At 70.1% G+C, this 13759-nt stretch carries 11 protein-coding genes and 2 pseudogenes; 7 read left to right on the plus strand and 6 right to left on the minus strand.

What is annotated here, in order from left to right; translation table 11 throughout:
- Positions 1-450 (plus strand): annotated as a pseudogene (locus ACFVS6_RS15055) (hypothetical protein); the annotation flags it as partial.
- 297 nt (positions 451-747) lie between these two features.
- Here the strand turns inward: ACFVS6_RS15055 and ACFVS6_RS15060 are convergent.
- From ACFVS6_RS15060 to ACFVS6_RS15070, 3 genes are all read right to left on the minus strand, one after another.
- The gene (locus ACFVS6_RS15060; protein WP_389703939.1) at positions 748-2253 is read right to left on the minus strand and encodes a S1 RNA-binding domain-containing protein; all 1506 of its coding nucleotides are present in this window, start codon (positions 2251-2253) and stop codon (positions 748-750) included.
- Position 2254: 1 nt separating this feature from the next.
- Positions 2255-2731, minus strand: coding sequence for a recombinase family protein (locus tag ACFVS6_RS15065; protein ID WP_389703940.1), 477 nt, complete (start codon positions 2729-2731; stop codon positions 2255-2257).
- A 62-nt stretch (positions 2732-2793) separates the two neighbouring features.
- On the minus strand, positions 2794-3189 hold the full coding sequence (locus ACFVS6_RS15070; protein WP_389703942.1) for a MarR family winged helix-turn-helix transcriptional regulator: 396 nt from the start codon (positions 3187-3189) through the stop codon (positions 2794-2796).
- 262 nt (positions 3190-3451) lie between these two features.
- Here ACFVS6_RS15070 and ACFVS6_RS15075 point away from each other — a divergent pair, with 262 nt between their 5' ends.
- Together ACFVS6_RS15075 and ACFVS6_RS15080 are read left to right on the plus strand one after the other, a co-directional pair.
- Positions 3452-4495 carry a DUF4259 domain-containing protein gene (locus tag ACFVS6_RS15075; RefSeq protein ID WP_389703943.1) on the plus strand — a complete coding sequence of 348 codons (1044 nt, stop codon included), beginning with the start codon at positions 3452-3454 and terminating at the stop codon, positions 4493-4495.
- 594 nt (positions 4496-5089) lie between these two features.
- Positions 5090-5545 carry a matrixin family metalloprotease gene (locus tag ACFVS6_RS15080; RefSeq protein ID WP_389703944.1) on the plus strand — a complete coding sequence of 152 codons (456 nt, stop codon included), beginning with the start codon at positions 5090-5092 and terminating at the stop codon, positions 5543-5545.
- A gap of 160 nt (positions 5546-5705) precedes the next feature.
- Here ACFVS6_RS15080 and ACFVS6_RS15085 read toward each other — a convergent pair whose 3' ends face one another.
- On the minus strand, positions 5706-7412 hold the full coding sequence (locus ACFVS6_RS15085; RefSeq protein WP_389703946.1) for a WG repeat-containing protein: 1707 nt from the start codon (positions 7410-7412) through the stop codon (positions 5706-5708).
- A gap of 557 nt (positions 7413-7969) precedes the next feature.
- Positions 7970-8182, minus strand: a complete 213-nt coding sequence (locus ACFVS6_RS15090; protein ID WP_389703948.1) for a hypothetical protein — start codon at positions 8180-8182, stop codon at positions 7970-7972.
- Between the two features lie 320 nt (positions 8183-8502).
- On the opposite strand from ACFVS6_RS15090, the pseudogene ACFVS6_RS15095 reads away from it, so the two are divergent.
- From ACFVS6_RS15095 to tkt, 3 genes and pseudogenes are all read left to right on the plus strand, one after another.
- A pseudogene (locus tag ACFVS6_RS15095) lies at positions 8503-8613 on the plus strand (VOC family protein); the annotation flags it as partial.
- A 651-nt stretch (positions 8614-9264) separates the two neighbouring features.
- A complete protein-coding gene (locus ACFVS6_RS15100) occupies positions 9265-9864 on the plus strand; it encodes a hypothetical protein (protein WP_389703949.1) in 600 nt (199 codons plus the stop codon).
- An 821-nt stretch (positions 9865-10685) separates the two neighbouring features.
- Positions 10686-12893, plus strand: a complete 2208-nt coding sequence (gene tkt, locus ACFVS6_RS15105; RefSeq protein ID WP_389703951.1) for a transketolase — start codon at positions 10686-10688, stop codon at positions 12891-12893.
- Positions 12894-13012: 119 nt separating this feature from the next.
- Here tkt and ACFVS6_RS15110 read toward each other — a convergent pair whose 3' ends face one another.
- A complete protein-coding gene (locus ACFVS6_RS15110; protein ID WP_389703953.1) occupies positions 13013-13210 on the minus strand; it encodes a hypothetical protein in 198 nt (65 codons plus the stop codon).
- A gap of 193 nt (positions 13211-13403) precedes the next feature.
- On the opposite strand from ACFVS6_RS15110, the gene ACFVS6_RS15115 reads away from it, so the two are divergent.
- Positions 13404-13661, plus strand: a complete 258-nt coding sequence (locus ACFVS6_RS15115) for a WhiB family transcriptional regulator (RefSeq protein WP_389703955.1) — start codon at positions 13404-13406, stop codon at positions 13659-13661.
- Positions 13662-13759: the final 98 nt, after the last annotated feature.

Here is a 13759-nt window from a genome sequence, read left to right on the forward strand (position 1 = left end):
CTCGACAACGGCCAAGCCACCACCGTCACAGTGACAGGCCCCTCAGGCAGCTGCGTCCTACTGAACAACGCAGCCTTCGACAAAGTACGAGAACCGGGCAAAAACCTGATCCGACGCGCACGCATCGAGCGCTTGGGCAGTAGCGCTCCCGGCGCTCCCGCGCCCAAGGCGCCTGCCGGCGTTCAGGGTGCTCCTGCCGTGACGAACGTCGTTTGCCCGGGGTCCACGGTGACGTTCTCGGCGGAGGCGGGTCCGCCGGCAGCAACCAGCGGAACATTCCCCACAGGAACAAAACTGAAAGTAACGAACCTCGACAACGGCCAAGCCACCACCGTCACAGTGACAGGCCCCTCAGGCAGCTGCGTCCTACTGAACAACGCAGCCTTCGACAAAGTACGAGAACCAGGCAAAAACCTGATCCGACGCGCACGCATCGAGCGCGTCAGCTAGCAACCAGTTCCCCCTCCAAGGCCACCACTGTCATTCGAGGAATTTCCCCAGGAACAGACCGCCCCTCTGGTGCGGCCGAACAGCGGGCGCCGATGAGCCATTTCTCATCGGCGCCGGCGGCGAAGACCTCCTTGTCGGGCGCAACACACGGGCAGCCACCCCTCGGGGTTCGACCCTCGGCGCGGCACTCCGACTGCTCTACGGAGTCATGCGCACGGATCGGCAGGCTCGCGCCGCCGACGCGTCACGCTGCGCGAGCGCACTCTCCACTCGGCGCTCACCTGTTCTCTCTCGCCGTCAGTCACGCGGCCGACCTTCTGCCGTGGATGCGGGGGCCTGTACACGTGACAGGGCAATACAACGGTGCGTGAGATCGACTTCGATGATCTTCACAGAGAGGATGTCGCCGACCTCGACGACGTTTTCAGATGGTTCGTCCGGCTCCCCGTCGTGCACGAGCCCCTGGAAGCCGTCCTCCCGATCCTCGATGCGGACGAACACCCCGAACGGCATGATCCTGGTGACCGGACCGACGACCACCTCTCCGATCCTTTGCGCCAGCCGCCGCAACGGGTCTTCGTTCAGCGCTCGAAGGGACAGCGGCACCCGTTCCCGACGCATGTCCACGTCGAGGATCTCAGCTGTGACCTCCTGGCCGACGCTGACGACGTCGGACGGGTAGTCGATCGGACGCCAGGACAGCTCCGGAATGTTGATCATCGCGGTGAAGTCGCCGATGTCCACGAAGGTGACGCCGAAGTCGGCGATGGTCGTCACTGTGCCGGTGACGATCTGGCCGCGCCGCAGGGTCTTCAGGAAGGCCCAGTTCCGGTCGCTGGGCGTCGGCTCCGTCTGCCAGCGTGCGCGGAGAACGCCGTCGCTGTCGGGCAGTACGGCGGTGAACAGCGGGTGCCGCTCATCAGCGGTCAGGGGTACGACGCCGGCAGCACACGCACCTGCGAGCCGGGCGACCACTGCCTCGAACTGGGTCTCGTCCGCGATGGTGGCGGCGACACGCCCGTCCTTGTCCTCCCAGACGATTTCCACCCGGTCCTCGTCGGGCAGGGAGGCAACGGCCTCGGCGACATCGGTGAGCAGATCCGGCCAGACCGCCAGCTGCGCGCGGGGCGCCAGCCGGGAGCGCACCACCTCGATGTTCTCGCGTGTGACACGGTGCCACCGGGAGACGTTCGAGGCGTAGGTTTCCTCCAGGTACGTGGCCCGGTGGGAGCTGACCGTCCAGCTCAGGCGGGCCCAGAAGTCGGCGTCGGCCGGGCGCTGTACGTACTGTGGGTCGTCGGGGACGAAGTCGTACGGCGACGCCTCCAGGCGCTCCGGAAACAGCCCGAGCGCGCGGATGCGGGCCAGTGCCGTTTCGCAGGGGCGGATGCTGCCCACATAGACGTACTGGTCCCATCCGACGTGCACGGCGAAGGTGCCCTCCGCTTCCAGACGGCACCAGGCGCTGCTGTCGCGGAGCATGACCCGAACCAGTTCCAGGCCGACGGCGATCGGTACCAGCGCTCCGTCGTGGAACCCGGCGAGGCCGACGGGGAACAGGTCGGCCAGTCCGTGGCCGTCGGCCGGTGGCTCCAGGCCGAAGTGGGCGAAGCCTCCGATCTGCGGCTCGCGGACGGCCAGCCGGTCGATGCCGGTTTCCTCCGCGAGTACGGCAACGGCTCGTAGGTAGGCGGCTTCGACCGGTCCGTGGTCGCTGGTCGCGGGCTCGGCGCCGGTGTAGTGGCCGTACTGGTTGCGGTCGGCGGGGTCGTACTTGGTGACCCGGTAGACGTAGGGCAGCACGTCACTGACCGCCGGAGATCGAAGGCGCGGATGTCTCCCGGTGGGGTTCAAGAGGCCGGTGGGCGGTGGCTCGGCTCGCGCCGGCGCGAGTACGCATGCGGAGGAGGTCCGCCGCGAAGTCGGCGAAGGTGGCAGGGAGGTCGAACAACGTCTTGCCCATCGGGTCGGCGGGGTGGTGGTTCTGGGCGCCGCACGGGGGGAGCTCTTGGCTGCTGCGGGCGGTGAGCGCGTCGCCGCTGTACCGGGCGTCGGCCGCCGAGCGTGCGGGGCGGTGAGGCTTCGGGAAGGCGAGGGTACCGTCGGCGCGCACTGCCGCGAGGGTCCGGGGCAGGTCGGGCCGGTCACGGATGGCTCCGGTGAGTCCGTGGTCGAGGTGGTTCCGGTCCTCCCGGACGTTCGGACTGAGCAGGATCTCGCGCCGGCCGGTGCGGTCTTCCTCGTCCGAACCGCATATGCCGTAGCCGACGCGTTCGCTCATGTCCGGAGCGTACGGGAGGCCCCCAGCCAGCTCACGAGTCTCACTGGACACCCTGAAGGGGCTCAGCCGTCTCCTTCGCTCGAATCACCGCTGCGGTTCTCCTCGGCCAGGGCGAGCGCGGCCTCGCGCATGACGGCGACGGTTCCGGTGAGCCAGCGGCCGACGGCCGCCAGTTCCGACTCGTCGAGGCCTTGCACCACTTCGGCCATCCCTGCCGTCATCCGGGCCATGGCCGCACCCAGGACGCGGCGGTGCGCGGCGGTGGCGGTCAGGGTGAACCGGCGGCGGTCGCCGGGGTCCTTGGCGCGTTCGACGTATCCGAGAGCGGCCAGCCGGTCGATGATCTTGGTGATGGCGGCGTTGCTGAGGCCTGTTTCGCCGACGAGCCGACCGGGATTGGTGCCGGGGGTGCGGGCGATGATGCCGAGCACCTTGTGGGGGGTGTGCGCGGCGACCACGTGGTACGCCTGCCGGTTGCGGCAGTTGCTGGAGGACTGATCCGCCGGAAGCGACCGCAGAGGGCCTGGTGTTGTACGACAGATCCGCGCACACCCATCGATCCGTGCCGCAAGCGTCTCTCGCCACCTCACGGGACAAGAGATCGCACGTCCGTGGGCAGCATCGATCACCACACCGGCGTGACCCTACGCACCACCCCCTGGACCGGTGATGTCGGTGCCGCCTGGAACACTCCTGAGGCACCCCACCTCAAGGAGACCCATGGGCACCTGGGACGTCGGCCCCTTCGACAACGACACCGCCGCGGACTTCAGCAGCTCGCTCGACGAGACCGTTGAGGCCGGCCGGCCCGGCCTCATGCGGGACGCGCTCGTCCACGTCCTCGACGCCGACGACCCTCTCGACCAACACTTGGCGGTCGAAGCGGTGGCCGCCGTAGCCCTGGTGGCCGCCCAGTGCCCCGGGGGCCGACCCGTCACCAGCCCGTACGGGCCCGACCTGCCGGTCCCCGCGCTTCCTGCCGACCTCCGCGAAATGGCCCTGCGCGTCCTGGACCGGGTCGAAGCCGAACCATCCGAGCTGCGGGCGCTTTGGGCGGAGACCGACAAGTACCCCCACTGGCTGCGCAACCTGCAGCTCCTGCGCAGGGTGCTCGCCTTCCCCACGCCTCAGCCGGTGGCCCGCTCCTGGGCCAGAATCGACGCCTGGATGCGGCAACACACCCCCACCTCCTACGCGCTACTCGCCCCACCTGCCGCCCCCGCCGACGTCGAGGCCGCACAGGAGACGATGGGGCTGCGCTTCCCCACCGACCTCGTGGAATCACTGGCCTGCCACAACGGGATCACCCAGTGGGCCAACCTGCTCCCCGACCAGCCACCCATGTCCGTCGCGGGAATGGTCGAACACTGGCAGATGTGCATCGAGATCGCCGGTGACGACCCCGACCTGACGCAACCCGACGGGGACGACGAGCCCTGGTGGCACGCGTTGTGGATCCCGTGGGCGCAGAGCGACGGCGACTCCCAGATCATCGACATGCGCGAGGGGCCCGGCCAGGGCCGCCTCGGCAGTGCGGCACACGACGACACCGGGCACTTCGACGACGGCTGGCCCAACCTCGCCACCTACCTGACAGCAGTTGCCGACGCCTTCGATCACGGCACCGGCGTCGACGGGAAGGCCCCCTTCCTGACCTCCACGGGCGACCTGTGGTGGGCCCGGTCCGGCTCGACCGAGCTGAACGGGACGCCTCTCACCCCCGCCCCCACAACACGAGCCCGGACCGCTCCACACCGCCCGTAACGCCTTCAGGAGCGATGAGCTCGGCAAGCGCCAACCGGGGAACGAGCGGCTGAGCCGGAACGCCTGGGAATCGCGCGGCAACCACCGACGCCCGCTTCGCCGAGCACCTCGCCGCCGCCCGCCTGCGCCCACTACGAGCCCCCACGCCACCCATGCGGAGCCGGAGTGTCAGTTCGAGGACTTACCCATCCGTGTCGGCAGAACAGATACCGTCACACGGCGGGGGGACATGGACCCGCGACTCCCCTGACCGTCCGGTCTCCTGCGTGCAGACTGCGGCTCACCCGAACCCATCGCGGGCACCGCCCTCCCTCAACAGCCCTGGCCCGGTACACAGTCGCGCGTCGGCGCACCCGAGATGGCCTGTGGACGCGGCGCGACCCTTTCCTTCCACCCCCGAAGGGACCCTCCCGCACTGCGGCCCGGACGCCGACCATGCGGTGCCACGAATCCACGCCCCATTCACCCTGCGTAGCCAATACGATGCGGTGCGTGAAACGTCGACGCTTATCACTGCTCTCCGTCGCAGCGGCCTGCGCAGTGCTCGCCGCCGCTCCTCCGTCGCCGGCCCACGCGGCGGATCCCCTCCCCTGTGTGAAGGGCGAGTCCGAGTCGAGAGACAGGTCGGCCGTCGACGACGGGGAGATCCGCTTCACCGACGAGACCGCCTACGACGACGCGCGCAGGTTCGCGATCTCGGCCTGGCAGTACGGCGGCGCGAGGATCAAGATCCTCGGCGACAGCGCCACGACCGTCAACGACCTGGAGTTCCGCGACGAGAACCTCGGCAGCGGCAAGGACGCGCCGGTCGGGGAGTACCGGTACCGCGCGGCGCCGGGCTTCACCGACTACATCGTGTTCAACAAGCAGCGGATGGGCAAGGACATCGACTACCAACGTCACGTCGCACTCCACGAGTTGGGCCACGCCCTGGGCCTGTGCCACAAACCGGAGGGCAAGGCCGCCACCCTGATGTGGAAAGAGATCACGATCTCGATGAACCGGCCGACGGACGCGGACAAGGCCAACCACAAGAAGCTCTGGGGGTGAGACGAAGGAGTACCTCTCTCCTCGGACGCCGCCGTGCCGGCCGAGCAGCCGACCTGGAGGCAGCCAGGGCCACCGTCGAGGGGCTGGATCGTCGGGCGCGTCGTCCGTCCTTGGCCTCGGCCTCCACCGCAATCGGGTGACGGCTGCGGAGATCACCCGTTCAGGCTTCGACGACGGCCAGCCAGACCTGCAGTTCGCGGTCGCCGTCGCCGATGAGCAGGAAGTACTGGAGGACCAGGTGACGGCCCTCCACCTCCCAGGTGGCCTGCCACTCACCGTCGCCGCCGCGCAGGCAGTGCACCAGCTCGGCCGACTGCGTACCGAACAGCTCGCACAGCCGCCGCTCGTACGTCTCCAGGATCTCGGTGAAGCAGTCCTGCACACCGTCCTCCAACCACGGGTACTCGGTGAGCCACTCCGCCGCCAGCCAGGTACTCGCCAGCACGAGCACGGCGCCCTGCTCCGTATCGGCCCGGTCGTAGTCGTCGAGGTCCGTGAGGTCGTACGGGTCCTGGTTCCCGTCGAAGATCAGGGACGTGGGGCGGAACTCGCGGGGCGGCAGGGCCATGAGGTCCCTCACCACTTCGCCCAGGTCGCCCTCCCAGGCGGTGGTGTGGTCGATGAACGCCCTGACGTCCTCGGCCAGGAAGGGGCGGTGGTGTTCGAACGTGCCGGGGGCGGCCGTGCCGCGCCACACCGTGGTGCCCGCGGCGTTCCGCAGGGCGATCGCGCTGCGGTCGGGGGCGTCGACTTCGACCCGGCACACGTCGCGGCCGTCCCGGCCGACGTGGACGAGGCCTCCGTCGGGGGTCAGGAAGGGCGCCGTACCGTGCCCACCGTCGAAACCGGTGATCCAGGACTCTGAGTCGGTGAGGGGTTCGGGGTGCGCGACGGGGGTGAAGGAGCCATCGCTGCGCAGCACCCCCCACACCGGCGGGTCGAGCGGCCTGGCGACGGCCGCGCCACCGGCATCGAAGCGGTCCGTCCACTCGTACTCGTCTTCGATCGCCCATGCGCCGGTCGCGTCGCGGAAGCCTCGCGAGTACTCGTCACCGACCTTCAGCAGACCACAGCGCAGGACGCTGTCCATCTCGCCCTCCTGGCGGACGACGACCTTCCCGTAGGGGTCGACGAACCCGATGTACATGTCCCCCGCGGTCCCGCCGACGGCGTAGGCCAGGCCGTTCTCGTCGAAGGCGTCGAGGCGACGGAAGCAGGGCTCGACGACCCACGCACCGGTGGCGTCGATCAGCCCCCACGCCTCCCCGAGCAGAACGGGCGCCGTGCCGGCCGCGTTGAAGGGCAGCGCCCGGTCGAAGCGGGCGGCGATCGCGAGACGGCCCTCGCGGTCGACGTAGCCGCACCGGCCGTCGACCGTCCGGACGCCGGCCAGGCCGTTCGGTCCGTACCGTCCGGCCGCACGGTGGACCGGGTCGGTCACGAACGTGCCGTTCGGATCGATGTGACCGGCTCCGCTCTCCCCGCGGACGGCGGCGAGGCCGTGGGTGAACGGACCGGCCTCCAGGAAGCGCGCGGCGAGCACCTCCGTCCCCGAGGGGTCGGCGTAGCCCCACAGCCCGCCGGTCATGAACCGCGAGAGGCCTTCGTCGAAGCCGGTGGCGTGCTGCAAGGTCGGTTCGGCCAGCCAACTGCCGTACCCGTCCATGTACCCCCACGTACCGGCCAGGTCTGCGGCGGGGGCTATGAAACCGCCACGACCGTCGGTGTGCCATGCCCCGACCTCGGTCAGATCCGGCGGGCGCACGAGTCCTCCGACCTCGTCGACGAGTGCGTAGCGAAGGCCGAACGGGGCGCACCCTTCCACGGGAACCGCGTGCGGCGCGAGGGGGACGGTGGGGCTGTTCATACCGGTGGCGCTCCTTCGGGGCCCGCTGTCCGAGGTGCGGGACGTCGAGCAGCGTAGCCACCCCCGAACGGCGGCCCCGCACCAGGCGGAGAGGAGCTGCTACCGGCTACTGGCCACCGGCTCGCGGCGAAACCCGCTCTGCTCCCTCGGCACCTCGCAGGCCGGTCCTGCGCTCTCTCCCATCGGGTCGAGTCCGCCCCAGGTCGGCCGTCGACATCCACAGGTCCTCGGCCTGCCATCGGTGGGCCACCGTCGTGTTCAGGACCCGACCGTCGGTGGCAGCGGCGCCGGCGACCGGACGGCATCCAGGCCGTCGACGCATACTCCGCGCAGCACTGCTCGTTCTGGGACCGCCAACCCCGGTGAGCCCCCGGCGCTCGCGAGCGGCGCGTCCCCGGAGCGGTCCGGTTTTGGGGGCTGACCTCGGGCCGGCCTCGACGTCCATGCCACGTGCGCGCCTGCGGAGCTGTCCGGGACGGAGGGCCGATTCCGGACCCTTGTCCTCAAGCAGGGCCTGGGCCTCCCCCGGCCTCCCGAAGCCGACGGGAGGCAGGGCTTCAGGAGCCGAACAGTCGCAGGACACGCAGGGCGCCGCGCAGGTTCTCGGGTGCCGAGGCGGTGCCGGTCAGGGGCATCAGGTGGTCGTTGCCGCATTCGCCGGGCTGCTGGTGGTCGATCTCCCAGTCCCGGTCGGCGTCGAGGGTGGTCGAGCTGGTGGCGTAGAGGGGCCGCCGGCACGAACTGCACCAGTAGAACGACAGGTCGCTCACGTCGCCTCCCGGACGGCGGTGGGTGGACGTCGGGCGACCGTATCCGGCGGGGGCCGGAGGGAACAGCCGGCACTGACGATCGACCGGCAGAAGGCCGGCTCCAGGAGGCGAGGTCGTTCGTTCACATCGGCTGAAACGATCCGGCACAACTCACGTCACTCGTCACCCTCGATTCACTTCACTTCGGCAAGAGTTCGTCCGGGAACCACCGCACGCCTCTCTCTCGGCGCTCGTCGACGCGGAACCGGAACGAAGAGTCCTTCCGCTGGGCCCGAAAGGACTACAACAACGTCTTCGAGGACCCTGCGCACCACGAGGTCCTGGATTTCAAGGTGATCGACCGGGCCGAGGACAGCGTCGAGATCGGTTCCTGGGTGCCGACCATCGAGGAGGTCCGGGCCCGTCAGATGCCGACCACCCTGGTGTTCGTGCCATTGGATCGTTGGTGCAGGCGTGTCGTTGGCCGACGCCCGGTGGGCACGCATCGAACGTTGTTGCCGGACCGGACTCCGCGGAGGGGTGGTCGGTGGCGTGATCGCGGCTAGTTGATCGACGCGATCGCGTTCAAGTGCCGCACCAGCACGCCTTGGATGGACCCGTCCGAGCACCTTGGCTCGTGGAAGGGTGCCCACAGCCGCCTTGCACATGTGGGGTGCGGACGGAACCTGGGCGAAGGTCACCACCGCTCTTCTGGCCCAGGCCGAGGCTGAGGCCGAAGGCGACCTCGACTGCGTCGTGTCCGCCGTCACCGCCGCCGGGGCTCGTCAACGGGGCCCGGCCGGCGAGCCGCCCAACCATGCCCGCCCCGCGGTCCCATCGCTCCGCGACCGGCTCGGGTCCCTCGACGAGCGGCCATTCGGGGCCGCCCCCAGAACTCGGACGAGTGACCTCACGGACCGGCGGCCGATTCCGATCGGAACTTTTGTGCGATGTTCGCCCACGGTTGCGAGACAGACGCAGAACCCGTCTTTTCCCCCCGATCCCAACCCGGCACACGATCGCGCCAGGCCAACGGTCTTCCTCCCCCACACAACCGTGAGCCGCCCCAGCATGGGCAGGCCCCCATTGACGACGGAGCACACATGCGAACACTTGCCTGGGCAGCACGAGGCGTGGCGGCCCTCTCCGGCGTCGCACTCGCCGGGACGCTCCTCGCGCCCGCCGCGTCGGCGTACCAGGGACCCGATCCCAAGGCCCCGAAGAAGCAGGCAGCGAAGAAGCAGCCCGCCACGAAGCCACCGGTCAAGCAGGCGCCCAAGCCGGCTCCGGCCCTGCCCGAGCCGGCCGCGGAGCAGGGTGCGGGCGAGCAGAGCACCGACAACAGCTGCCGCACCTCCCGTGACGTCAGCTCCGCGGTGGTGGACTACTCAGGCACCGGGCTCTTCGAGACGGTCTTCCGCTCCGCCACGGACAACCAGGGACACGCGTTCCTCAACGACAGTCGCAACCCCGGCGTCTGGATCAACCTCGCCCTCGTCCCCAACGCCCCCAGCTGTGTCTACGACACCACCCTCGCGGTCACGGAGGAAAGCCCGGGACACCTGTTCATCACCCTCCTCGCCGACGACGGCACCCTCCACCAGGCCACTTGCACCACCACCGACAACGTCCCCTTCACCCCCTCCAACCTGCGCACCGCCTGCGCCCCCGGTTTCACCAGCCTGCCCGACACCCCCGTATAAACCCCTCCACCACCGGCGAACGCGACTACGCCCGGTGCCGGCCCCAACCCGGCACCGGGCCCCGTGCCGCCGCTCGACGCTGTGGCTGCGGCGTGCTGAAGTCGCTTTCCGTGAGGGATGACGGGCGGGCGGCGCTGGTCCACGCGGCCCCGGCCCGGCGGCCGACCCCAGTGGCAGGATCCGGCTCGGCCCTTCGATCTCGGGCAGCACGCTTGCTGCCGGGTGATCCGGGCAAGTGGGGAGAGAACCACCCCGGGAGTGCTGCCGCCGTCTGTCCGTCCGCCGGGCGGGACACCCTAGACGTGCGCGGTGCCGTACCGCTCTGGAGGTTTCGCATGCCCGTCTCCGCTGGATCCAGCCCGCTCATCGGGCTGACCGCGGCCGATGGACCGGTCCGGCTCGACGGCCTGTCCGGGGAGCTTCTCGCGTGTGGAGGGCCGAAGAGGCGGATCGCGGACGAAACCGTCGTGGGGGCCACCGCGAATCCGACGTTCCGTTGCCATGGCCCGCGAGCTCTGGGGCGCGGTCGGTCGGCCGAACCCTTCCATCAAGATCCCGGCCGCCCACGAGGGGCTGGAGTACAGACGAACGGCTCTCCGCCGACGACCTGGACGGGATGCCGGCACGAACCGAACGGCAGAGCGCCACGCCGGCGGAGCTGCGCTCCGCCGCGGCAGCTCGGACGATGGGATTCCGGCCGCCGTCCGCGCGGTGACGACAACGAGGACATCAGCGTGTACCGACCGGCAGGGCCGCGAGGGTACATCCGCCGACGGGCGGCCCGCAGGGCCGGTCCGTCCGCTTGACGAAGGGACAGCGGCATGACCAGCGAGCAGTCCGATGCAGTAGGGGGTCACAGGTCCGTGGCGCCTCCGACAGCCGAGCGCGCGGGCTGGGACGCGGTGGACGTACGTGCGGTGGACACCGTGCGTCTGCTGGCCGCCGACGCGGTGCAGAAGGTCGGCAACGGCCACCCGGGAACAGCGATGAGCCTGGCCCCGCTGGCTTACCTGCTGTTCCAGAACGTCATGCGACACGATCCGGACGACGACCAGTGGCTCGGACGGGACCGGTTCGTGCTCTCCTGCGGCCACTCCAGCCTGACCCTCTACATCCAGCTGTACCTGGCCGGCTACGACCTGCGGCTCTCCGACCTGGAGGCTTACCGGACCTGGGCCTCGGCCACGCCCGGACACCCCGAGCACCGTCACACCCGCGGAGTGGAGATCACCACCGGCCCGCTGGGACAGGGGCTGGCCGGCGCGGTCGGCATGGCGATGGCCGCCCGCCGCGAACGCGGACTGCTGGACCCGGACGCCGAGCCGGGCAGCAGCCCCTTCGACCACCACATCTACGTCATCGCCTCGGACGGCGACCTGATGGAAGGCGTCACCGCGGAGGCCGCTTCGCTGGCGGGCCACCAGGAACTGGGCGACCTGACCGTCTTCTACGACTCGAACCACATCTCGATCGAGGACGACACCGATATCTCCTTCAGCGAGGACGTGCCCGCCCGCTTCGCCGCCTACGGCTGGCACGTGCAGACCGTCGATTGGACCGCCGGCGGCGAGTACGTCGAGGACGTCGACGCGCTGCTCGCCGCGACCCGCGCCGCCCGGGCCGAGACCGGACGTCCGTCGCTGATCATGCTGCGAACCCTGATCGGCTGGCCGGCCCCCACCAAGCAGAACACCGGCAAGGCGCACGGCTCGGCCCTGGGCGAGGACGAGATCGCCGCCACCAAGCAACTGCTGGGCTTCGACCCCGCGGCGCACTTCATCGTCGAGGACGAGGTCCTGGCCCGTACCCGGCAGGCCGCGGAGCGCGGCCGCGCGGCACACGCCGAATGGGACGAATCCTTCACGAGCTGGCGCAATGCGCAGCCCGAACGCGCCGCGCTGCTGGACCGGCTCCAAGGCCAACGGTTGCCGGAGGGCTGGACCGACGTCCTGCCCACCTTTCCCGCCGATGCCAAGGGGATGGCGACGCGAGCCGCCTCGGGTGCGGTCCTCACCGCGCTGGCCCCGGTACTGCCGGAACTGTGGGGCGGCTCGGCCGACCTCGCCGGGAGCAACAACACCACCATGGACGGCGAACCGTCGTTCATCCCGGCCGACCGGCAGACCAAGGACTGGAAGGGCGGGCCCTACGGACGCACGCTGCACTTCGGGATCCGCGAGCACGCCATGGGCGCCGTTCTCAACGGCATCGCGCTCCAGAGCCTCACCCGCCCCTACGGCGGCACCTTCCTGACCTTCTCCGACTACATGCGGCCGGCCGTGCGTCTCGCCGCGCTGATGCGACTGCCCGTCACCTACGTCTGGACGCACGACTCCATCGGTCTGGGTGAGGACGGCCCCACCCACCAGCCCGTCGAGCACCTCGCCGCGCTGCGCGCCGTTCCCGGCCTCGACGTGGTGCGGCCCGCCGACGCCAACGAGACCACCACCTGCTGGCAGACCATCCTGGAGCACAACGACCGACCCGCGGGTCTGATCCTGTCCCGCCAGAACCTGCCCGTCCTCGACCGCGGAACGTACGCCCCCGCCCAGGAGGCGGCCCGCGGCGGCTACACCCTCGCGGACGCGGCCGACGGCGCTGCGCCCCAGGTGATCCTGATCGCCAGCGGCTCCGAGGTCCACATCACCCTGGACGCCCGCGACCTGCTGGCCGCCGAGGGCCTGGCGGTGCGGGTGGTCTCGATGCCGTGCCGCGAATGGTTCGCCGCCCAACCCCGCGAATACCAGGACAACGTCCTACCACCGGCCGTGCGCGCACGGGTGAGTGTCGAGGCTGCCGTCGGCCAGGGCTGGCGCGACGTGGTCGGCGACGCCGGACGCATCATCAGCCTGGAGCACTACGGGGCCTCCGCCGACTACCAACGTCTCTACGACGAGTTCGGCATCACCCCCGAGGCAGTCGCCGCGGCTGCTCGCGACAGCATCCACGACACAACCCGGGCCCCGCGCCCCGGCGGACAGCAGCAGACCGCGGCCCCCTCGGAGGGCGGCACCGGTGACCGTCCCTAGCTTCGCCCGGTTGTTGGGCTGATCAGAGGGGTGTACCGCACGCCGGCGTGCGGTACACCCCTCTGATCTCGTCGGTGACCAAGCTCCGAGGTCGGCCGGGACCCTTCCCCCGGCGCGGTCTACCGTCCCTGATCCGACTCCGCACGGCAGAGGTCCGACCGGCGCGTGCCACGGCGCCGACTCACCTGCGTCCACTCGGCGAACCACCAGGCGCCGGTCACCACGACCGCCCACAACAGCCCGCTGGACACGGCCTTCGACCAGGACACGCCCTCGCCCCAGCGCTCGACGCCGGTCAACACCGTCCAACTGATCACAAGTACAACAACCGTTCGTACACGTCGATGCCTGAACATGCGTCCCGCCTACCCCACATACCGGCACCAAACGAACCCGTGCGCCGCGATCGGGTGCGAGGAGAAGAAGTCGGTGCCGATGTTCTGCATAGAGCCGGCGATATCGGCCAGGCGGGCAGTGAAGCAATCCGGCAATGTGAACGGAGGCACGACGATGGACTGGCGTCACCAGGCCGCCTGCCGACAGGCGGACCCGGACCTGTTCTTCCCCATCGGCAGCAGCGGACCGGCCCTCCTCCAGATCGAGGAGGCGAAGGCGATATGCCGAAACTGCCCGGTCCTGGACGAATGTCTCCAGTGGGCCCTCGAAGGGGGCCAGGACATGGGCGTGTGCGGCGGCCTGACCGAGGACGAACGGCGCGCACTCAAGCGGCGGACAGCCAGGGAGACCCGAGCCCGCCTGCAAGCCTGAGCCCCGTCCGTCACCTCACGACGAGCGGCCGACGTGGAAGCAGACGTGGAAGCACCGGCCGGCGACCGCGGGCCGATCGCCGTGGCGCTGCGGAGGCA

It is taken from the genome of Streptomyces sp. NPDC057939 (genome assembly GCF_042887545.1).
GTDB lineage: Bacteria > Actinomycetota > Actinomycetes > Streptomycetales > Streptomycetaceae > Streptomyces.

What these genes read in the sequence shown, in the direction of transcription:
- tkt (WP_389703951.1), top strand. Translation starts at nt 10,686, where the DNA reads ATGACCAGCGAGCAGTCCGATGCAGTAGGGGGTCACAGGTCCGTGGCG.
- ACFVS6_RS15115 (WP_389703955.1), top strand. Translation starts at nt 13,404, where the DNA reads ATGGACTGGCGTCACCAGGCCGCCTGCCGACAGGCGGACCCGGACCTG.
- ACFVS6_RS15085 (WP_389703946.1), bottom strand. Translation starts at nt 7,412, where the DNA reads ATGAACAGCCCCACCGTCCCCCTCGCGCCGCACGCGGTTCCCGTGGAA.
- ACFVS6_RS15065 (WP_389703940.1), bottom strand. Translation starts at nt 2,731, where the DNA reads ATGAGCGAACGCGTCGGCTACGGCATATGCGGTTCGGACGAGGAAGAC.
- ACFVS6_RS15100 (WP_389703949.1), top strand. Translation starts at nt 9,265, where the DNA reads ATGCGAACACTTGCCTGGGCAGCACGAGGCGTGGCGGCCCTCTCCGGC.
- ACFVS6_RS15075 (WP_389703943.1), top strand. Translation starts at nt 3,452, where the DNA reads ATGGGCACCTGGGACGTCGGCCCCTTCGACAACGACACCGCCGCGGAC.